The following is a 20,499-nucleotide window of genomic DNA, read 5'->3' as shown; positions in this document are numbered from 1 at the left end:
CAGTGAGCGGATGCAGAAGATCGCAGGATATTTCGGGAAATAAACGTATATAATATAGACAAAATACAGACAGAAAATTGTAAAAATGCGCGGGAAGCGGAAAGCACCCGTGCATTTTTACTATGAGAGCAGCTCAATTTTTCCCTTAGTTATAATGAACACATGACGGAACCTCCCTGATGGAGCGGTTTCTCAACGATATTGCGGGCAGCTGGAAAAATGTGATCTGCGTGGGCATAGGAAACGAGGAAAGCAGCGGCGAGCACACCGGCAGCGCGGCTCTTCTGATAGAATGGGGGATTGTAAGAGGCAAAGCCCCCTATCTGTACGGGGAGCCCGGGAAGTGCCGGGGGATGACCAGTGGCCGAATGCACAGCCGGGGTACGGGATATTGTGTGTGGAGGAGAGGCTGCTTGGAAATATTTAAGACATAAAAATATAAAACTGGACATTTTGTATGAATTTGATATAATTGGAGAATATAAAACTGAACTGTAAATAGAGAGGTGATTTTATGGATAATAACAATTTAGTCAGGATAATAAAAAATGAACTGCATTATTTCAAAAATGTAAATTATGGCGAAATTCGTTATATGAATTACAGTTCTGTCGAAAGAGATGCGGAAATAAAATGCAAAGATATTGTGGGAATTTATGGACAAAATGGTTCCGGAAAAACTGCTATGGTTGAAGCTCTGGATATTTTAAAAAATATATTAGCAGGTGAAGAGATTCCTTATGAACCATATGAAGGTCTTATTGATTCTGAAAAGGGAACAAAAATAATTACGTATTTTTACATGGAACAACAGAACACGAAGTATAAAATATGTTATGAAGTTTTACTAAATGTAGATCATGATGAAAATAAAATAAAACTTGCTTCTGAAAAGCTTACTTATTGGTCGCGTGGAGCAACATGGAAAACGGAAAGAGATTTAAAATTTATTAATCCTTATTATAATACGGATTTTATTTTAGAGGATGTGTCAGTTGAATTTGAATCTGAGCATAAGAAAGAATTTGAGGATACTTTATTAAATAAAGGCTTACAAAATTTAGCAGTATTTTGTGCTCAGAAAAATGTGTCAATTTTCTTTAATGATTTGTTTTTGAATAAATTTGCGGGGAGAAGTAATAAGCATATAGAAGAGGAGAAATTGTCCACTATTATTAAAGGACTCTCAGATTTTGGAAAATTATATTTTCAAGTTGTAAAGGTAAATCAGCTGGCAGACATAAATAGGAATGCAGTATTACCTGTTAATATTCATGCGGAAAATGATTATTTCGTGATGCAGGGCTGTTTGCCGTTGGTAATGAATGGAAAGGGAAAAATTCCGGAAAGTTTATTTATTCAATTAAATTCGGCGATTGAAGCGATTAATATTGCACTAAAGGCAATTATACCTAATTTGAGTATAGAATTAAGGAATATAGCTGAAGAACCGGATGAAGAAGGGGATAAAAAAATTTTTGTTGAGGTGTATTCAGTAAGAGATAAGAAAGAATTTCTTACGAGATATGAATCTGAAGGTATAAAAAGAATAATTTCATTGTTAAATTATCTTATCGCTTTATATAATTATCCGCAAATTTGTTTGGTTGTTGATGAGTTGGATTCAGGTATTTTTGAATATTTGTTGGGTGAAATTTTAAGTGTGCTTAACGATGAAGCCAAAGGACAGTTGATATTTACATCTCATAATTTACGTGCTTTTGAAAAATTAAGTATAAAGAATATTATTTGCACCACGATAAATCCGGAAAACCGATATATACGATTGACAGGAAAAGAAAAAAATCATAACCCGCGTGATTTTTATCTTAGAACAATTACAGTAGGAGGACAAAAAGAAGAATTATATGATGAAGCGGATTTACAATCCATAGGATATGCCTTTAGAAAAGCCTGTCACCCAGAGAGAAAGGTAAAGATTAATTTTTCAGAAGCCTTTCGAAAAAAACTTCAAGAAGTAGATAAATAAGGTAATGCAATATGACGAGGAAGAAAGTAGAAACAAAAAAGGCGGTTATATTTATTGTAGAAGGCAGATCAGATAAAAAAGCGTTAGAAAATATAATCCAAAAAATTTATCAATATAAGGATATCGTTTTTAAATTCATGGACGGGGACATTACCAGTGATAAAAATGTGAACAAGTTAAATGTCCAAAATTTGATATATGAACAAGTCGAAGAGTATAGAAAAGATAAGAAATTAAAGAAAAGTGATATTTGGGAAATTGTCCATATTTTTGATACAGATGGAACATATATACCAGATGAAGCAATAGAAGCAGGGGATTCTTCAAAGTTTTTTTATACCCCTGATAAAATATTTTGCAAAAATGTAGAGAGTGTAATTGCCAGAAATAAAGTAAAAAGAGAAATGATGGACTATTTACTTAGTTTAGACAATATTAAAGGGATCCCTTATATTGGCTATTTTATGTCATCTAATTTAGATCATGCTTTATATAATGAACAGAATTTGGATGATGAATTGAAAGGCGAATATGCAGATGCATTTTACGAGGAATTTCAAGGAAAAGAAAAATTATTTGTTGATTTTTTGAAGGAAGAAGTGGCAAATGGCGTACCAGATTCTTATCCGGTTTCCTGGAGATACATAAAAGAAGGGGTACATTCGCTGGAAAGACATACAAATTTATATATTTACTTTGATAAAAATCCATATCAATAATGATATACTCTGTTGATTGTATTATGAATCGCATTGTATTGATTGAAACTTTATGCGAGGAAGTTCGCCTGTCCTTCCGGCAGGAAATATGTTAAGATAGACAAAGAAATGAAAAGGGGAAATGATATGCGTTCACTTCTTGTCTATCTGAAACAATACAGAAAAGAATCCATACTGGCGCCTCTCTTTAAGATGTTGGAGGCGTCTTTTGAATTGCTTGTGCCGCTTGTAATGGCTGCTGTGATTGATGTGGGCATTGCAGAAAAAGACAGCGGCTATATTATACGGATGTGTCTTCTGCTGATTGCCCTGGGTCTGATCGGGCTGGTCTGCTCCATTACGGCCCAGTATTTTTCGGCAAAGGCGGCGGCAGGCTTCGGAGCGGGGGTAAGACATGCTCTTTTTGCCCATATTCAGAATTTTTCCTTTACGGAGATGGACACCATCGGTACCTCCACCCTCATTACAAGAATGACAAGTGATATCAATCAGGTGCAGTCCGGCGTCAATCTGGTGCTGCGCCTGTTTCTGCGCTCGCCGTTTATCGTGTTCGGCGCGATGGTTATGGCCTTTACCGTGGATGTGAAGGCTGCCCTTGTGTTTGTGGCGGCCATACCGCTGCTGTCCGTTATTGTGTTCGGGGTTATGCTGATCACCATGCCCCTCTACCGGAAAGTACAGGCAAGACTGGACCGGGTCCTGCTGGCTACCAGGGAAAATCTGACCGGCGCCAGAGTAATCCGTGCCTTTAATCAGGAGAATGAGGAGAGAGAGCGGTTTTATACAGCCAATCAGCTGCTGACCGACGCCCAGAAGTTTGCCGGGCGGATCTCAGGGCTTATGAATCCGCTGACCTATGTAATCGTAAACGGCGCTATAGTTGTGCTGATCTATGTCGGGGCGGTGCGGGTAAATATCGGCGACCTGACCCAGGGAGAAGTTGTGGCCCTCTTAAATTATATGTCTCAGATTCTGGTGGAACTTGTAAAGCTGGCCAACCTGATTATTACAGTGACAAAGGCGGTGGCCTGCGCCAACCGGATCGAGAAGGTGCTGTTGGAGAAGCCGGATATGAAGGACGGAAGCCTGCAGTGGAATTCTGCGGATCAGGCAGAAGCCAGAAGAGAAGCCGGAAAATCAGACCGGAAGGCGGAGAGAGAAGAAAAGCAGGAGAATGGGAAAAATCAGGGAAAACCGTTCCTGGAATTTTCTCACGTCTCTCTTACGTATAAAGGAGCGGCAGGGGAGGCCCTGACCGATATTTCCTTCCAGGCGGAGCGGGGCCAGACCATCGGCGTCATCGGCGGAACCGGATCGGGGAAATCTTCCCTTGTAAATCTGATTCCCCGTTTCTACGACGCCACAGAAGGAACGGTCCGTCTGGAAGGAAGAGATGTGAAAGAATATCAGACAGACAGCCTGCGGGCCCATATCGGAGTCGTGCCCCAGAAGGCGGTGCTGTTCCGGGGGACGATCGGGGACAATCTGCGCTGGGGAAATCAGCAGGCTTCAGATGAGGAACTGCAGGAAGCGCTTCAGATCTCCCAGGCGGCAGAGTTTGTGGGAAAGAAAGAAGGCGGACTGGACGCGCAGGTGGAACAGGGCGGACGGAATCTGTCCGGCGGACAGAAGCAGCGTCTTACTATTGCAAGGGCGCTGGTGAGAAAGCCTGAGATCCTTATTCTGGACGACAGCGCTTCCGCTCTGGATTTTGCCACGGACGCGGCGCTCCGGAAAGCTATCGCGGGGATGAAGGAGCAGCCTCTTGTATTTATTGTCTCCCAGCGGGCGGCATCTATCTGGCATGCAGATCAGATTCTTGTGCTGGACGACGGCAGGCTGGCGGGGCGGGGCACCCACGAAGAGCTGCTTGAAAACTGCCCGGTTTATCGGGAGATTTACTATTCCCAGTTCCCGAAGGAGGCAGTGTCAAATGGCTGACAAGAAGAAAAAGAACAAACAGATTAAGAAAGCAAATCAGATAAAAACAATAAAAAAAGTGCTGCAGTATCTTGGAAAGTACCGGATTTTCCTTATCTTTTCCATTCTGCTGGCGGCTCTGAGTGTGGCGCTGACTCTTTATATTCCGAAACTGACCGGACAGGCGGTGGACTATATTGTGTCAGAGGGACAGGTGGATTTTCCGGCGGTGTTCCGGGTAATGATTCAGATCGGCGTGTGTACGCTGATCACAGCCCTTGCCCAGTGGCTTATGAATGTGTGCAACAATAAAATGACCTATCAGGTTGTGCGGGATATCCGGAACGAGGCCTTCCGCAGGATTGAGATTCTGCCGCTGAAATACATTGACGGGCATCCGGCGGGAGATGTGGTCAGCCGCGTGATCGCGGACGTGGATCAGTTCGCGGACGGGCTTCTGATGGGATTTACTCAGTTTTTTACCGGGGTGGCTACCATTGTGGGAACTTTCGGATTTATGCTGTCGGTAAATGTGGGCATTACTTTTGTGGTAGTTCTCATTACGCCGGTTTCCTTCCTTGTGGCAGGATTTATTGCAAAAAAGACCTTTGATATGTTCCGGCTCCAGTCTGAGATCCGGGGAGAACAGACGGAGATGATTGAAGAAATGGTGGAAAATCAGAAGATCGTCCGGATGTTCGGAAAAGAAAAAGACGTAACAGAGCGGTTTGACGAGATAAACGAGCGGCTCAGAAGCAGTTCTCTGCGGGCTACATTTTTCTCTTCAATTACAAATCCGTCCACGAGATTTGTAAACAGTCTGGTTTATACGGGAGTCGGTATCGCGGGAGCTTTCGGTGTTATCCATCAGGCTCTTACTGTGGGGCAGCTGTCCAGTTTTCTAAGCTACGCCAACCAGTATACCAAACCTTTTAACGAGATCTCGGGAGTGGTGACGGAGCTTCAGAACGCCATTGCCTGCGCTGCCCGGATCTTTGAGCTGATCGAGGAGGAACCCCAGACGCCGGAGCCGGAGAATGCAGTGGAGCTGAAGGATGTAAAAGGATATGTGTCGGCAAAGGACGTGTCTTTCTCCTATCTGCCGGGCCGGAAGCTGATTGAGCATTTTAATCTGGATGTAAAGCCGGGGCAGAGGATTGCCATTGTAGGTCCCACCGGCTGCGGCAAGACCACGCTGATCAATCTGCTGATGCGTTTCTATGATGTGGATAAGGGAAAGATCGAAGTAGATGGCGCGGCGGTGGATCAGATGACCCGGCACAGCCTCCGGGCGGCCTACGGCATGGTGCTGCAGGATACCTGGCTGAAGACCGGTACGATCCGGGACAATATTGCCATGGGACGGCCTGACGCGGGGATGGATGAGATTATCGAGGCCGCAAAGGCTTCCTATATTCACAGCTTTATCATGCGTCTGCCGGACGGCTATGATACATGGATCACAGAAGAGGGAGGCGGCATTTCCCAGGGACAGAAGCAGCTTCTGTGTATTGCCAGGGTTATGCTGTGCAGGCCGCCGATGCTGATTCTGGATGAAGCCACATCTTCCATAGATACCAGGACAGAACTTAAGATCCAGAACGCATTTGCCCGTCTTATGGAGGAACGGACTACATTCATTGTGGCCCACAGGCTGTCTACCATCCGGGAGGCGGATCGGATTCTTGTCATGAAGGACGGAAAGATCATCGAACAGGGGAAACACGAAGAACTGCTCAGGCAGGGCGGATTTTATAAGAAACTCTATATGAGCCAGTTTGCGGAAACAAGCGAGGCGTCATAAGAGGAAACGCAAAGTTTCAGACATAAGAAAGAAGGAACGGATACAATGACAAAAGAAAGCACACTCTGTTATATCGAAAAAGACGGAAAATATTTGATGCTTCACCGCACAGTGAAGGAGAATGATGTAAATAAGGATAAATGGATCGGCGTGGGAGGACATTTTGAACACGGGGAAAGTCCGGAGGAATGTCTTCTGCGGGAAGTGAAGGAAGAAACCGGATATACGCTGACAAGCTGGAAATACAGGGGGATTGTAACCTTTGTGTACGGAGCGGATACCGTGGAATACATGTCCCTGTACACGGCAGACGGGTTTGAAGGGGAGCCCATTGCCTGTGATGAAGGAGACCTGGAATGGGTGGAGAAGGAGAGACTGTATGATCTGGAACTCTGGGAGGGAGACAAGATCTTCTTCCGCCTGCTGGATGAGGGAAGGGAGTTCTTTTCACTTAAGCTTGTTTACGATACAGAGGATGTTCTGAAATATGCGGCTCTGGACGGGACGCCCCTTGATCTGGAGGAGGAGCGCGGAAAGAACCGGAAGAGCAGCGGGAAATATGCGGTAGTCTTTGCAAGCGCTACAGGAAATACGGCTCTTCTGGCGGAAGAAATCCGAAAGGCAAAAGGTGAGGAGAACTGTGTATACTTCGGAGCGCCTTCAGAAGACATATCCGGCCGTCTGGACGGCGCGGAAATAATATACGCGGGATTCTGGACGGACAAGGGGAGCTGCAGCGCTGAGATGGAGCAGTTTCTGGGAACTCTGAGCGGCAGGACGGTATTCCTTTTCGGAACGGCCGGATTCGGCGGGGCTCAGGAATATTTTGACCGGATCCTGGACCGGGCGGCGGCTTTCCTTCCTGCTGACAGCACGGTGGCCGGACGCTACATGTGTCAGGGCAAGATGCCTTTCAGCGTGCGGAAACGCTACGAAGCCATGCTGGAGCAGAATCCGGAAGATGAGAGGGTGAAGGGCATGATCCGGAATTTTGACAGCGCTCTGTCTCATCCGGATGAGGCGGATCTGGGACGGCTTGGGGATGCGGTTGCACAGCTGCGGCAGTGAGAAGAGCGCAGAAAGACATGTCCGGGAACCGGGAGTCAGAATCTTCCGTCTGACCTGGAAACCAGAAGAAAAACAAAGACATTTTCAGAAAGGGACTTTGCTGTATGATGCAGGAAAGTCCTTTTTACTTTACAGAACTGTATCAAAGATTTTACATAATGATGATATTTCCATCGGAACCGGTATGCTAAAATTACTCCGGCACAATTAGAAATATGAACTGGATGAAGGAGGAGAAAGGATGAAAAAGAGACGTGTGCGGGAATGGGCCAGAAGATTTCTCGCAGCAGGAATCTGCACAGCAGTTGCAGCAGGCACAGTTCCGGCAGGCCTTGTACATGCCGAAGAAAATCAGACAGAAACTTCTCAGGCTGAAAGCGCGCCGGAGGTAGTAGCAGACTGGAAATTCAGCGAAAGCGGGGTGGAAAGCGGAACTATTGCCGACGGAAATCTTGTCATTGCCGATCAGAGCGGGAATGACAATGATCTGAGAATGCAGCTGTATACCGGCAAACAGCCTACAGAAGATACATCAGCAGCCGACTGGACACAGTACCTGTCATTTTCTGATGACAGTATGACCGGAGACGGCAGTATGGTATTTAACGGCGACAGCAGCAACGCGGGAGCCGATTTTATCACCGTAGACGACGCGGCGATTAATTCAGAAACTTTTGAAAACGGATATACAATGGAGTTTATTTATTACTTCCCCACAGACTGGACTACAGCAGACTCCTGGATGAGTCTGATTGCCAGACAGGGAAGAGCGGATTCTGTATCCGAATGGCAGCAGGGAACAATGTTTACCTCTGTCTCAAATTGTAAAGAGATCCAGTTTATTGCGGCAAACAAGGACGACAGCCACATGATGTCCAACGCGGCATGGTCCGTAACAATGGATAAAGGCGGTGTATGGTATCACATTGCCGTTACTTCCGACGGACATGAGATCAGTACATATGTAAACGGATGCGAGGCATTCCGTGATTATGTTTCCGATGATATGAAAGGTCTGTACGCAGATCCGGAAGACGGCCGTTTCCGTATCGGATCCAGCTGGTGGCAGGAAGGCGGACAGACGCTGGATAAGTTCCTTCAGGGCAATCTTCAGGAAGTAAGAATCTCCGAAGGATGCCTGGATAAAAGCCAGTGGCTTGTGGAGAATCCGGAGCAGTATCTGGGAGAGTACGGAAGCAATGAAAGCTACACTCTGAAAAATGAGGACAACTACAATATCGTCCTGATCCCGGATACACAGAATACGGTAGAATACTGCGGAGACGTTATGGACGCGGCAGTTGACGGCCTGATTGATACAGCGGATGAACTGAATGTCAAAGGCGTAATCCATCTGGGCGATGTAGTTGACGATAACAATGATGATGCGCAGTATGTTACCGCGCGGAATGTATTTTACCAGCTTCCGGACGCCGGCATCAAATTCCTTGTTCAGATGGGAAATCATGACGGCTGGGCAAGCGGAACCCATAACTACTACAACAGCTTTTCCGGAAAGAGTACCAGCTTTTTAAGAAGAGCGTCCTGGTATCTGACAAATTCACCCAACGGGGACGGCAACAGCTCTTACATGTTCGTACAGGGCGGCAGCTATAATTACCTTGTGATTTCTCTGTCATGTACAGGAAGCGGCTCCGGGCAGAATAATAATACATCATGGGATTCGAGAGATGAAGAGTGGCTCAGAAGCGTTCTGGAAGAATATCCGGACTGCCCGACCATTGTAACAACTCACGACCTTCAGAACTGTTCTGAGACAGAGCCAAGTTCCATTACGCTCAGTTCACAGGGAACAAGACTCTGGAATATTGTAAAAGACTATGATCAGGTATTTATGATGGTAGGCGGACACAGCCACGGTTCGGGCGTGGAGATGCTGGAAAATACAAACGGACAGCCGGTAATCAGCATTCTGACAGACTACCAGTTCGCTTATAACGGCGGAAACGGATTCTTCCGTTATCTGGAATTCGACGAGAGCGCAGATAAGATCTACTATTCAACCTATTCTCCGTACGCAGCGTCACTGCCGGAGAATGAGAAGAGCTTCTTTGATGTAAACTTCATGACCGGAGACGGAAATGAAGGAGAGATCAGCCTTGATTTTGACTCCCGTTTCCCGGGAATGGAGATCGCGGACAATACGGCGGATGACGACGGCAGATATATGAAGGGTGAGTATCATACCCATACCGGCCAGTCAAAAGACGCGACCTCAACTTATATGTCTCTTGAAAATGTACTTGGAGCAGCCTTCCGTAATGAAGCTGTAATCGGCGAAGCGGATCCGGCGGCAAAATTATCTGCTCTGACAGACGACGGCGAGTTTGATTTCCTCGGACTGGCCGACCATCTCCGCCAGTCCTATAACGGAGTTGACGGACAGGGCAACGGAAAGTACAACACTGCGTTCTATGTCGCTCTTCAGACCCAGATCAGGGAGATTGAGAAACTGAGAGTAAAGGGACTTTATACAGACAAAATCATTTCCAGCGGATTTGAATGGGATATGCCCGGACTGGATCATGCGTCCGTCGGCATTCTGGATGAAGACGGAGAAGTATCTATCAGCGGCGTTCATGAGTTTGAGTGGAAATACGCCAGCACAGGCAGCGGAGATGATCCCACCTCTCTGTATGAACTGGACGAAAAAGCAGATGACATGGACGAGCAGAGCGTATGGGGCGACCGTCAGGGCGGCAGTGGAGATCCCCAGACTGCATATGACGCAGCGGCATGGCTTCAGGAAAACTATCCGGACAGCTACCTTCTGCCGAACCACCCGTCCCGTCATAACGGCGGCAGCGGACAGGTAACCATCGAAAACCTGAGACGTCTCAATGACGCGGCGCCGGATGTTGTATTCGGATTTGAAGGAATGCCCGGAAACCAGATGTCCGGCAGCGGACGTGCGGAACTGCCGGCAGGAGATATCCGGAACGGCGCGGATGAGATGATTGCCGTAACCGGAGGCGTGTGGGATTCTCTTCTGTCAGAAGGCAGAAAGATCTATAACTTCGCCAACTCTGACTTCCACTTCAAGGTAAGCGCGGACGAGCAGTACTCCAGCGGATACTGGGCAAGTGAATATTCCTCAAACAATGTATATGTACAGCCGGGAGAGGACGGCGTCTATGATTATAGTGATGTGGTAGACGGACTCCGCTCCGGAAACAGCTACTCTACATACGGAAACCTGATTTCCGACCTGAGCTTTACAGCAGCGGCCGGAGACAGCAGCGCTACAATGGGCGGCGAGCTCAATGCCACAGAAGGCGATAAAATCACAGTAACTGTAAAATTCAAAGTTCCGGAAAAGAACAATTATGAGACACTTTACGGAACCGATACCGGAATCGATGCAGACAATACACCGGAGCTTGATCATGTGGATCTGATCGCGGGCAGCGTGACCGGAAAAGTAAGCGAAGATCAGTACGGCGAGATCAGCAGTGACGCGAAGATTGTAAAGACATTTACAAAAGAAGAACTGGCAGGGGCAAAAGGCGATGATGGTTACTACACTCTGACATTTACGGCAGACGCGGACCAGAACTGCTATTACCGCCTCCGTGGAACAACAGTAACTGAGGTAGATGAAAACGGAGATCCTCTTCCGGATCCGGACTACTCCGGCATTACAGATAACAAGACAAGATTTGACACAATCAATGATTACAATTACAGCAGTATGTGCTTCTACGCAAATCCGATCTGGGTCAATGTCAGTGAAAAGACTGTAACCGTTGATACGCAGGTGCTGGAGAAGACCCTGGAACTTGCGGAGGCAGCAGATACAGAGGGTACAGTACCTTCCGTTGTCGAGCGGTTTAATCAGATCAAGGCGGAAGCGCAGGGTATTCTTGAGAGAGCACAGGCAGGTGATCCGGAAGTGACACAGGAAATGGTGGACCAGAGCTGGATGAACCTGATTGATATTATGCAGTATCTCTCCTTTAAGCAGGGAGACAAGACCAACCTGCAAAAGGTAATTGATGTTGCGGAAGGAATTGACCTGGAGAAATACTTAAGCGACGGCCAGGAAGAATTTACCGCAGCGCTCGACGCGGCAAAAGCAGTTATGGACGATGCGGACGCCATGCAGAAGGAAGTGGACAGTGCATGGAATGAGCTTCTGACGGCAATGAGCCAGCTGCGTCTCAAACCGAGCAAAGAACTGCTGGAAGCGCTGATTCAGACGGCAGAAGGAATGGATCTGACCGGCGTGGACAAAGAAGTGGCAGATACATTCAACATCGCACTGGAAGAAGCTAAGAACGTATATGCCGACAGTGAAGCGGACGAAGAAGAAGTATCACTGGCAGTGACCAACCTTCAGGATGCAATCGCCGCAGTGGAGGAAAATCTGGCAAACCAGGGCGGAAATGATAACCCGGGCGGCAACGGCGGTCAGGACGGAGATACAGAAAATCCGGATGGAGACGGCAGCCAGGACGGAAATACAGACGATTCGAATGACCAGGGCGGACAGGATGATCAGAACGGCCAGAACGGAAATAATACATCAGGATCATCCGGCGGCTCCGGAAGTCAGGATGATGATCAGCAGAAAGCAGTACAGACAGGAGACGACAGCCCGATTCTGCTGTGGGCAGCAGTTCTGGCAGCATCAGCGGCAGCAATTGTCATATTTGAGAAAAAGAGAAGAAAACAGCTGTAATACAGCGTAAAACAAAAGAAGAGAACAGCCGGGGCATCCCGGCTGTTCTTTACTTTTCAGCTGTTTGGGTTCCTACTTGATATTAATTTGGTGGGAGTACGGTTGAGAACGGGGAGGGGGATGGTTTGAACCGTAAGAATGGGGGAGAAAGTACGGTTGAGAAGGAGGAAACTTGAATTGAACCGTAAGAATACAGGCGGGCTTACGGTTAAGAAGGAGAGAAGCTTGAATTGAACCGTAAGAATGCAGGCGGGCCTACGGTTAAAAATGAGTAAGACTTAATTTCAACCGTATGAATGCAGATGATATTACGGTTAAAAACAGGCAAAGCTTGATTCTGACCGTAGAAATAGATGAGATAATACGGTTAAAAGCAAGAAGAATTGATATTTAACCGTATCAGTCAGATTAAAGTCACTTAGAAAAGGTTCGCGACAGGAGAGGGATGATATATTCGGGGACAGTGGTACATGGTTTTTAGGCGATAGTGGCTGGCCCGGACCGGGAATTAAGGATTGGAACTGATCGGAAATTTTGTTGTGACGGAAATGCGAAATGCGGCGTTTTGAAAAACAAGGGACAGACAAATTCTGAAAGCAGGAAATCAGGATACAAAACAGGATTATATTGATTTTCCCATGAAGATGAAGCCCTATCTCAGGCCAAGAGTAAACGGAGTGAATAAGCTCTGGATGTTTACGGAAGGATTCGGAAGCTATCTGTCCGATATGGGGGAGCACTCTCTGAGGATGGAAGAATTTCCGGGAACAGAGGACTATCGCGGCGCGGAGACATTTATCAGAAGACACATCGACCGGGGATATCCTGTACCTTATTTTATGCTGCGGCATAAAAAGGCATATTATAAGGACTTTGTATGGCACTGGTTCCTGTGTTACGGGTATGAGGAGAGAAGCGACGGCATGTGGATTACCGTCGCCACATACGGAAAAGCATCCATATTTCGACTGAAAGACCTGTGGGATACCGGATATGAGGAAAAAGGAGGTCTGATCGGACTGGGTATTGACCCAGAGAAAAGAAAGCAGTAAGATAGGCAGGGCGAAAAGTGAATAGAAAATGAGTGGAGGGGTTTTTGTGAAAACAAGTAAATATGAGATTGACATGTGCAACGGATCAATCATGGATAAACTGATTTCTTTTTCTCTGCCCCTGATGCTTTCCAGTATCCTTCAGCTGATGTTCAATGCGGTGGATATCATTGTTGTGGGAAGGTTCAGCAGCAGTCAGGCGCTGGCGGCGGTGGGATCGACGACGGCGCTGATCAATATATTTACGAATCTGTTTATCGGGATTTCTCTCGGGGCAAATGTGCTGGCGGCAAGATATTTCGCGGCAGGCCGGGACAAAGAGATGTCAGAAGCAGTACATACGGCCATTACTCTGGCGCTGATCAGCGGCGTTATCATGGCGTTTGTGGGAGTGGGAATGTCCAGAACAGCTCTGTCTCTGATGTCTACGCCGCAGGATGTAATTGATCTGTCTGCAGTTTATATGAGAATTTATTTTATGGGAATGCCGTTTTTCATGCTGTACAATTACGGCGCGGCGATCCTGAGAGCGGTGGGCGATACAAAACGCCCCCTTGTATTCCTTATTGCCGCAGGGCTGACCAATGTGGTACTGGATCTGCTGCTGGTGATCGTGATTCCTCTGGGTGTCGCAGGCGTGGCCATCGGTACGGTGGCTTCCCAGATGATATCCTGTATTCTGGTTCTGCGCTGCCTGTATAAATCCGAAGGAAGTTATCAGCTCCGGTTCTCCAGACTTATGATTCGCTGGGTTTATCTGAAACGGATTTTTCAGGTGGGAATACCGGCCGGGATTCAGAGCACGGTAATCAATTTCTCCAATGCACTGCTGCAGTCGTCTGTGAACTCCTTCGGTTCCACGGCAATGGCAGGCTATACGGCGGCAAATAATATCCTGGGATTTCTGTATGCGGCCGTAAATGCAGTGACACAGGCGTGCATGAGCTTTACCAGCCAGAATTACAGTGTGGGAAAACAGAAACGTATGGACCGGGTGCTTCTGGACTGCATGCTGCTGTCCGCGGGAGTATCTGTCGTACTGGGCGTGGGAGCATATGTATTCGGTTCTCAGATCCTGCGGATCTATACGACAGAGACAGAAGTAATTCAGTGCGGTCTGGAAATACTGTCTATTACTACAGTGCCGTATTTCCTGTGCGGCATTATGGATCTGATACCGGGCGCTCTGCGGGGAATGGGACATTCCGCGGTGCCTATGATTCTGTCCGTGATCGGTACGGTAGGAACGAGGATTGTGTGGATCTACGGATTCTTTCCGCAGCACAGATCTCTGCATTTCCTGTTTATCTCTTATCCGGGGTCCTGGATTATTACAATTGCAATGCAGGCCGTGTGCTTCTGGTTTGTAAGGAAGAAATGCGTAAAGCAGCTGCAGAGTGTGCGGGGATAAGATATGGGATTCAGGCAAATGCACAGAGGTGTAAATTGCAGGAAAGTCAGGGGGCGCCGTTGACAGTGCTAACTTGAAATTTTAAATTCCAGTGCAGAGTTAAATTCCACCACACTTTGTTTTTTGCCGATTTTGCAGAAGATTTTTGAGCAAAATATCCTCTTTTCTGCTATAATTAGCTCAACTCATCGAAAAATACTTGATTTCTGGGCATAGGAAACGGACCGCTGAAAAATAGTGTGCGAGACTGAATTCCACCGGTCACATCTAAAAAATGTGAAATGTTTACTTCCAGTCTGACAGCAGATTTCGATCAGTTGATTAGTGATTAAAGCGGATCAGCTTAGGTGTCAGATTTACCTCATCCGGGGCAATCGGCCTAAGCTGAAATGCGTTTAAGACCTCTCCTCCCAGCGTTTCCAATGCAACGCTGTATGGCGTTCTTCCATCCAGGCTTTCCCTGGGAGTAGAGTTGATATGGTTCACGATCAGATTGACATCCCATTGTGTGAGAAACTCAAAGCTGGTGCCTTTCGGCAGAACCATCCGGAGCATCGTGTGTGTCTGCTCCAGTCCGCCCTTCTGCCCGCTCTGCATCGGGTCACAGTAATAAATGCTGGAACGCTGTATTCCGTTTACACCGGTCTCCAAAGCATCCGGGTCACCAAATTCAGAGCCCCGGTCCGTCAGGATATATTCAAACACGGAAGCGAATTCAAAAGTTCCCATACGCTTTTCCAGACGGTCAAAAACAAGACGGACAGCGCCTTTCGTGCATCGGTTCATCAGAAAGGCGAGGAAGAGCTTCTCTTTGGTGAAAAACATAGTCAGCAAGGTCTTTTTTGATTCCCTGGACGAATGTACGGTATCCATTTGAACATAGTCTGTTAGACCGAGGGAACAAAAGTCGCGATATAACCGGTTGGTGAAGACGGCTCTGTCCGTGATCTGTGTTTTATGGCACTTCCTTGGCTTGAAATGGACCTTCCGCTTCAGATCTATGTTACGTGCCGTAAAGAGTCCCTGATCAAGATAGGAATACATCGTACGGACGGACATATCCAGTTCTGGATGGTTTGTCAGGATATGATAAGGGGACTGTCCCTGTTCGATCAGAGGGGAAACGATCAGATCCTTTTCGTGAAGTTCCCGTTTCGTCATGTTGATCCCTGTTCTGGAATCCCGAAGTGTTTCCCGATACTTCCTGTCAGCAAACCTGGCGTTATAAGAGTATTTGTGGGCGATCGTGCAGTGACTGATTTTTTTCGTACAGCCGTTGCAGACATAGGGAGCCCGGTCAAGCCTTGAGCAGCGTTCTTTTTCGAAGTCTTTGCAGGTCTGGTTACAGGTAGGACAGGATGCGCATTTGATGCCGCACAGGACAATCTTTCCGCAGGCATTTGTCTTCCTGCAGTGATAGCGGTGGGTACAGAAGTTTTTGGCATTATAGAAAGTCCCTTTATGATACCAATCCGAGAGCCGGTGAGCCCTGACTTCTTTTGAGATTGTGGTAGGGTCCTTGCACAGGAACCTGGCAATATCTTTAAAGGATGTGCCTTTGTTCAGTTCATTTTCGATATAGATACGGTCTTCGAGGGTAAGATGTTTCTGGTTACCAGGAATATATTTACTCATCATGTGCCTCCTTCTACTGCTGTCAGAAGGAGAGATAACCATACCATGAATATATGAAAGAGTAAATATCAACTGTGCAGAAGTAAACTCTACTGTCCCTTAGAGGGGTGGAATTTAAAATTTCATTTTAGGCGCCGTTGACAGTGCCTCCGTTTTTTCGCTTATTTCTGGAAAAAGTGGTATAATACTGAACGTATAGGATATATTCATCTTATAGAAGGAGAAGGAGTAATATTTTGAATGAAAAGGAGAAAGAAGAAAACGGCTTTAATCGTAATCCTCAGTATTATAGTTATTTTTCTGGCATATATCCTGATCAGTCTCTGGGTATCTGTTAATCTTATTGTGACAAGAGAATATTCTATTGATACAGGAAAAAACGGGACTCCCTTCCGTGCTGTGGTTATTTCAGATCTGCATGACCATGAATTCGGAAAAGAAAATGAGAAGCTTGCAGAAAAGATCCGTCAGACAGATCCGGACCTTATCCTGATGGATGGAGATATGCTGAATGCAGAGTCGGAGGACGCGTCCGTACCGCTGGAGCTGATCCGGCAGCTGGCGGATACGGCGCCGATATACTATGCCCTTGGAAATCATGAGATTTCCTATATGGAAAACGGACATGCCGGTCTGAAGGAAGAGCTGGAAGAAGCGGGCGCGGTAGTTCTGGATAAAGAGTACCGGGATATTGAAGTAAATGGCACGCCGGTCCGCCTGGGCGGTCTCTATGATTATGCGTTCGGATTAAACGGAAATAATGACGCGGATGCGGCGCCGGAAGATATTAAAGATTTTCTGACAGATTTTCAGGATACAGACCGGCTGAAAATTATGCTTTCCCATCGGCCGGACAGTTTTATATTCGGCGATGCAAGCGTGGTGTGGGACGTGGATCTGGTAATCAGCGGGCATAATCATGGCGGACAGGTTATTATTCCATTTAAGGGCGGACTGTTCGGCGGCGATCAGGGCTGGTTTCCGGAATATGTACATGGAACATATGAAGTAGGAAATATGCAGATGTTTATTACCAGCGGGCTGGGAAGCGACAGACAGAAACTGCCAAGGTTTAATAATCCGCCGGAGATTGCTGTAGTGACAGTAAGATGATAAGAACCGGCAAATAAACCAGTCTGAAACCGGGAGACAGGGAGTGGGAAAATGTAATTATTTGCCGATTGACTGTAATGATTAGTTATTGCATACTTACTTATGGTAGTGTAAAATATACACGTATATTATATGTTCGAATAAGGAAAAAATAATGAAAATACAGAAAGAGTTTGTCCTGCGGGAGATCGCGGGAGATTATGTAATAATACCTACCGGGAAGACGGCGCTGACATTTAATGGGTTGATAACGGTAAATGAAGTAGGAGCTGAACTGTGGAAGATGCTGCAGTCAGATGTAACATTTGAAGATTTGACGCAGGGAATTCTTGATATTTATGATGTGGATGAGGAAACGGTAAAAGAGGATATCCGGGAATTTCTGGATACACTGGAAAAGGGCGGAGTACTGGACACGGAGGAGACATAGAAAGCAGACAAGAGAATACGGATATTATGGAGGAATGGTTTATCATTGAAAAATGAGAAAGCCATTCCTCTATTTGCGTCCGATAAAATAAAGCGTAAGTCAGATAAATTCGTTAGGTTAGAATCGATGATGGTGTAAACGAAAAAGCAGTTTATAAACTTTACAGTAAACTGCCCCTTCGTTTGCACCATTTTCGATTTGACCTAATTGAACAAAGTAAGCGGCCGGGCAACCAGTCTCTATGGATTTTTAATCTTTTGCTTCTGACGCTGATTATACCAGGGCGCTAGAAAAGATTCCTTTTCTGAATCTACAGTAATTAGCCATTTTCTGATTGATGGGCACAACAACAAAACCTCAAACGTTGAGGCTGAAAAAATATGAAAGAATGATATACTTAACACCTTTGAGGAATTTTAAGCTGTGGTTTCCCCATGCGTCCACCGCAGACTTTACATACGCAGATATTTATGCCATAAAGCAGCTCCAATACCTCTGGCATCTCTTTATTCTTTAGTCTGGAAAGATATTTCTTGCATCCGAGGAGATTTCGGCACAAAGTAAGCTTTTTACCTTTGCTGCGGGAGCAGAGCAGTCCATAATGCCGGATCCGGACAAATCCCTTTGGAGGAACATGCATCAAAAAACGCCGGATAAACTCAACTCCTGACAGAGTCAGATCTTTCCACTTCCCTTCATTCCGGTAATCCTTCACGGAAAAAGTTACGGTTTCTTCATCCACGCGGATGATCCGATGGTTGCTGACCGCAATGCGGTGGGTATATTTCCCGAGATATTTGATTACGGATTGGGCGCCATGAAATGTCTTTTTACAATAAGGAACCCATTCTGTACCATAACAGGCATCCAGCAGTTCCCTGAAGGCATAATGGTTACGGAATTTTTCGGCAGTACCATGAAAAACCAGCTTGCTCGCTTCCCATAGCTTTTTTAGTTCTTCCAGATATTTTCCACGAAATACTTTGGAAATGATCTGGACAGGAAGGAAGAAGCTTTCTCCGTTGTCTTTCCACTGATTGTCAGAAGTCAGGCCGCCACCAAGCAGAATGGCATGGATATGAGGATGAAAGTTCATCTCAGATCCCCATGTATGGAGAATGAAAATGTATCCAGCCTTTGCACCAAGATGTTTCGGATCTGCCGTCAGATCGCGGAGCGTTGCAGACGCTGCATAGTATAAGGCGTCATAAAGGAGCTTCTGGTTACTGTAAATGACCGGATTCAGAAGATCAGGGACAGTAAAAACCAGATGGAAATAGGGAGCATCCAGGACATCCTCCCTGCGGGCATCCATCCATTTTTCCTTCGGAACCGCCTGACACATGGGACAGCAGCGGTTGCGGCAGGAATTATAATGGATATGAACAGTACCGCAGTCTTCACAGATGCTGACATTTGCGCCATATGCCCCTGTTTTGCAGTTTATGATGTTCCGGGCCACTTTTGCCTGTTCGGGAGAAGGGGTATATTTCTCAAGATATGCAGGATAAAAGCGCTGAAAAATATCCTGTACTGTCGGTTTATTCATGACCGGCACCTTCTTTCCGGTCAAAGGGGCTCTGGATCCCCAGCAGAGATTTATTGCTGACATGAAGGTATATTTCTGTGGATTTGGGGTCACGATGTCCGAGCAGCGCCTGGATGTACTGACGTTCTACTCCCTGTTCCATCAGATGGGTGGCAAAGCTGTGACGCAGGCTGTGAGGTGTAGCTTTTACAGGAATCTTGGCGTCCGATACAGCCCGGCGCATCACCTTTTCCAGGGTACCCACAGACAGATAGCTGCCGGTAAACTGATTCGGGAACAGGATGCCGCATGGCCTGCCCTTTGCAAACCAGTATTCTGTGAGGAGATCCAGACACCGTTGGGAAAGGATCGTATAACGGTCCATCCGGTTCTTCGTATCCCTCACATGGATCTGCATATTTGTACGGGAAATGTCATTATAATGCAGATGGATCACTTCGGAAACCCGCATTCCGGAAGCGTACATGGTTGCAAACATTGCTCTGTATTTAATGTCATCAACAGCTTCCAGCAGACGGTCAATCTCATCAGATGTAAGTACAGCAGGGAGTTTCCGCTCTATAATCATACGCGGGACAATAGTATCATCCCATAGGATGTGCAGGACATTCCGGTAAAAAAAGTGGAGTGCAGAATTGTAAAGATTCAGAGTTGTCGATTTGAGTCCGCTGTCTTTTTTGGCAAGCAGGAAATCCCTGACGTCCTGGCAGGTAAGTTCTTTCGGGCATTTGCTGGTATAATTCAGGAAATAGGAAACGTAGTTTTTATAACAGTGAATGGAACGATCTTTGAGGTTGCGGATTTTTCCGGCTTCTTCAAGCTGTTCTATATATTTTTTATACATAATGAATCCTCCATATAAAATCAGTAGTAAATCAGGTACGCTGCTTTATATGGAGGTGCATTTGTGTCATAAAACCGCTTGCCAACCAGGCGGAGGAATGGTATTCTTTTCATAGGCAGTGGGGAGGCTCCTGTTTGATTGTTTGGTGTGGTAACTTAACAATACTACTATCAGGACTTACTTTCCACTGTTTTTGGTATAGAAAACAAAAAACGCTATGCGACAGCTTGCACAGGCCATCGCGTAGCGATTTTGTTCAATC

The 20,499-nt window shown here is 46.3% G+C and carries 14 protein-coding genes and 1 pseudogene; 12 read left to right on the top strand and 3 right to left on the bottom strand.

Annotated features, from left to right (window positions below):
• Nucleotides 1-179 precede the first annotated feature (179 nt).
• The 10 genes and pseudogenes from AC0QUU_RS00075 to AC0QUU_RS00030 all read left to right on the top strand — a co-directional run bounded on the left by AC0QUU_RS00075 (nt 180) and on the right by AC0QUU_RS00030 (nt 14,666).
• Complete coding sequence (locus AC0QUU_RS00075; RefSeq protein ID WP_474545602.1) at nt 180-434, top strand: hypothetical protein; 255 nt, start codon at nt 180-182, stop codon at nt 432-434.
• Nucleotides 435-514: 80 nt separating this feature from the next.
• Nucleotides 515-1,990, top strand: coding sequence for an AAA family ATPase (locus tag AC0QUU_RS00070; protein ID WP_474543729.1), 1,476 nt, complete (start codon nt 515-517; stop codon nt 1,988-1,990).
• 11 nt (nt 1,991-2,001) lie between these two features.
• Nucleotides 2,002-2,709, top strand: coding sequence for a hypothetical protein (locus AC0QUU_RS00065; protein ID WP_474543727.1), 708 nt, complete (start codon nt 2,002-2,004; stop codon nt 2,707-2,709).
• Between the two features lie 126 nt (nt 2,710-2,835).
• Entirely contained in the window at nt 2,836-4,650 is a 1,815-nt protein-coding gene (locus AC0QUU_RS00060) for an ABC transporter ATP-binding protein (protein ID WP_474545601.1), read from the top strand.
• A complete protein-coding gene (locus tag AC0QUU_RS00055; protein ID WP_474543725.1) occupies nt 4,643-6,433 on the top strand; it encodes an ABC transporter ATP-binding protein in 1,791 nt (596 codons plus the stop codon). Before AC0QUU_RS00060 ends, AC0QUU_RS00055 begins: the two co-directional genes overlap by 8 nt.
• A gap of 45 nt (nt 6,434-6,478) precedes the next feature.
• Nucleotides 6,479-6,949 (top strand): annotated as a pseudogene (locus tag AC0QUU_RS00050) (NUDIX hydrolase); the annotation flags it as partial.
• Complete coding sequence (bilS, locus tag AC0QUU_RS00045; RefSeq protein ID WP_474545600.1) at nt 6,929-7,501, top strand: flavodoxin family protein BilS; 573 nt, start codon at nt 6,929-6,931, stop codon at nt 7,499-7,501. The pseudogene AC0QUU_RS00050 and the gene bilS, both read left to right, overlap by 21 nt.
• A 241-nt stretch (nt 7,502-7,742) precedes the next feature.
• The gene (locus tag AC0QUU_RS00040; RefSeq protein WP_474543723.1) at nt 7,743-12,203 is read left to right on the top strand and encodes a LamG-like jellyroll fold domain-containing protein; all 4,461 of its coding nucleotides are present in this window, start codon (nt 7,743-7,745) and stop codon (nt 12,201-12,203) included.
• Between the two features lie 638 nt (nt 12,204-12,841).
• Complete coding sequence (locus tag AC0QUU_RS00035; RefSeq protein ID WP_474543721.1) at nt 12,842-13,255, top strand: hypothetical protein; 414 nt, start codon at nt 12,842-12,844, stop codon at nt 13,253-13,255.
• Nucleotides 13,256-13,328: 73 nt separating this feature from the next.
• Nucleotides 13,329-14,666 carry an MATE family efflux transporter gene (locus tag AC0QUU_RS00030; protein ID WP_474545599.1) on the top strand — a complete coding sequence of 446 codons (1,338 nt, stop codon included), beginning with the start codon at nt 13,329-13,331 and terminating at the stop codon, nt 14,664-14,666.
• A gap of 321 nt (nt 14,667-14,987) precedes the next feature.
• Here the strand turns inward: AC0QUU_RS00030 and AC0QUU_RS00025 are convergent, their stop codons facing one another.
• Entirely contained in the window at nt 14,988-16,301 is a 1,314-nt protein-coding gene (locus AC0QUU_RS00025) for an IS30 family transposase (RefSeq protein WP_087210550.1), read from the bottom strand.
• 240 nt (nt 16,302-16,541) lie between these two features.
• Here AC0QUU_RS00025 and AC0QUU_RS00020 point away from each other — a divergent pair, with 240 nt between their 5' ends.
• The gene (locus tag AC0QUU_RS00020) at nt 16,542-17,414 is read left to right on the top strand and encodes a metallophosphoesterase (protein WP_474543719.1); all 873 of its coding nucleotides are present in this window, start codon (nt 16,542-16,544) and stop codon (nt 17,412-17,414) included.
• Nucleotides 17,415-17,568: 154 nt separating this feature from the next.
• A complete protein-coding gene (locus tag AC0QUU_RS00015; protein ID WP_474543717.1) occupies nt 17,569-17,844 on the top strand; it encodes a PqqD family protein in 276 nt (91 codons plus the stop codon).
• 397 nt (nt 17,845-18,241) lie between these two features.
• On the opposite strand, the gene AC0QUU_RS00010 is transcribed toward AC0QUU_RS00015, so the two are convergent.
• Both AC0QUU_RS00010 and AC0QUU_RS00005 read right to left on the bottom strand, forming a co-directional pair.
• The gene (locus AC0QUU_RS00010; RefSeq protein WP_474543423.1) at nt 18,242-19,393 is read right to left on the bottom strand and encodes an IS91 family transposase; all 1,152 of its coding nucleotides are present in this window, start codon (nt 19,391-19,393) and stop codon (nt 18,242-18,244) included.
• Nucleotides 19,386-20,237 carry a tyrosine-type recombinase/integrase gene (locus tag AC0QUU_RS00005; RefSeq protein WP_474543715.1) on the bottom strand — a complete coding sequence of 284 codons (852 nt, stop codon included), beginning with the start codon at nt 20,235-20,237 and terminating at the stop codon, nt 19,386-19,388. Before AC0QUU_RS00005 ends, AC0QUU_RS00010 begins: the two co-directional genes overlap by 8 nt.
• Nucleotides 20,238-20,499: the final 262 nt, after the last annotated feature.

Source organism: Mediterraneibacter sp. HA8405 (genome assembly GCF_056148955.1).
This window is presented reverse-complemented; position numbering and strand designations above follow the sequence as displayed.

What these genes read in the sequence shown, in the direction of transcription:
- AC0QUU_RS00075 (WP_474545602.1), top strand. Translation starts at nt 180, where the DNA reads ATGGAGCGGTTTCTCAACGATATTGCGGGCAGCTGGAAAAATGTGATC.
- AC0QUU_RS00020 (WP_474543719.1), top strand. Translation starts at nt 16,542, where the DNA reads ATGAAAAGGAGAAAGAAGAAAACGGCTTTAATCGTAATCCTCAGTATT.
- AC0QUU_RS00010 (WP_474543423.1), bottom strand. Translation starts at nt 19,393, where the DNA reads ATGAATAAACCGACAGTACAGGATATTTTTCAGCGCTTTTATCCTGCA.
- AC0QUU_RS00040 (WP_474543723.1), top strand. Translation starts at nt 7,743, where the DNA reads ATGAAAAAGAGACGTGTGCGGGAATGGGCCAGAAGATTTCTCGCAGCA.
- AC0QUU_RS00015 (WP_474543717.1), top strand. Translation starts at nt 17,569, where the DNA reads ATGAAAATACAGAAAGAGTTTGTCCTGCGGGAGATCGCGGGAGATTAT.
- AC0QUU_RS00060 (WP_474545601.1), top strand. Translation starts at nt 2,836, where the DNA reads ATGCGTTCACTTCTTGTCTATCTGAAACAATACAGAAAAGAATCCATA.
- AC0QUU_RS00065 (WP_474543727.1), top strand. Translation starts at nt 2,002, where the DNA reads ATGACGAGGAAGAAAGTAGAAACAAAAAAGGCGGTTATATTTATTGTA.
- AC0QUU_RS00025 (WP_087210550.1), bottom strand. Translation starts at nt 16,301, where the DNA reads ATGAGTAAATATATTCCTGGTAACCAGAAACATCTTACCCTCGAAGAC.
- AC0QUU_RS00035 (WP_474543721.1), top strand. Translation starts at nt 12,842, where the DNA reads ATGAAGATGAAGCCCTATCTCAGGCCAAGAGTAAACGGAGTGAATAAG.
- AC0QUU_RS00030 (WP_474545599.1), top strand. Translation starts at nt 13,329, where the DNA reads ATGTGCAACGGATCAATCATGGATAAACTGATTTCTTTTTCTCTGCCC.
- AC0QUU_RS00055 (WP_474543725.1), top strand. Translation starts at nt 4,643, where the DNA reads ATGGCTGACAAGAAGAAAAAGAACAAACAGATTAAGAAAGCAAATCAG.
- AC0QUU_RS00070 (WP_474543729.1), top strand. Translation starts at nt 515, where the DNA reads ATGGATAATAACAATTTAGTCAGGATAATAAAAAATGAACTGCATTAT.
- AC0QUU_RS00005 (WP_474543715.1), bottom strand. Translation starts at nt 20,237, where the DNA reads ATGTATAAAAAATATATAGAACAGCTTGAAGAAGCCGGAAAAATCCGC.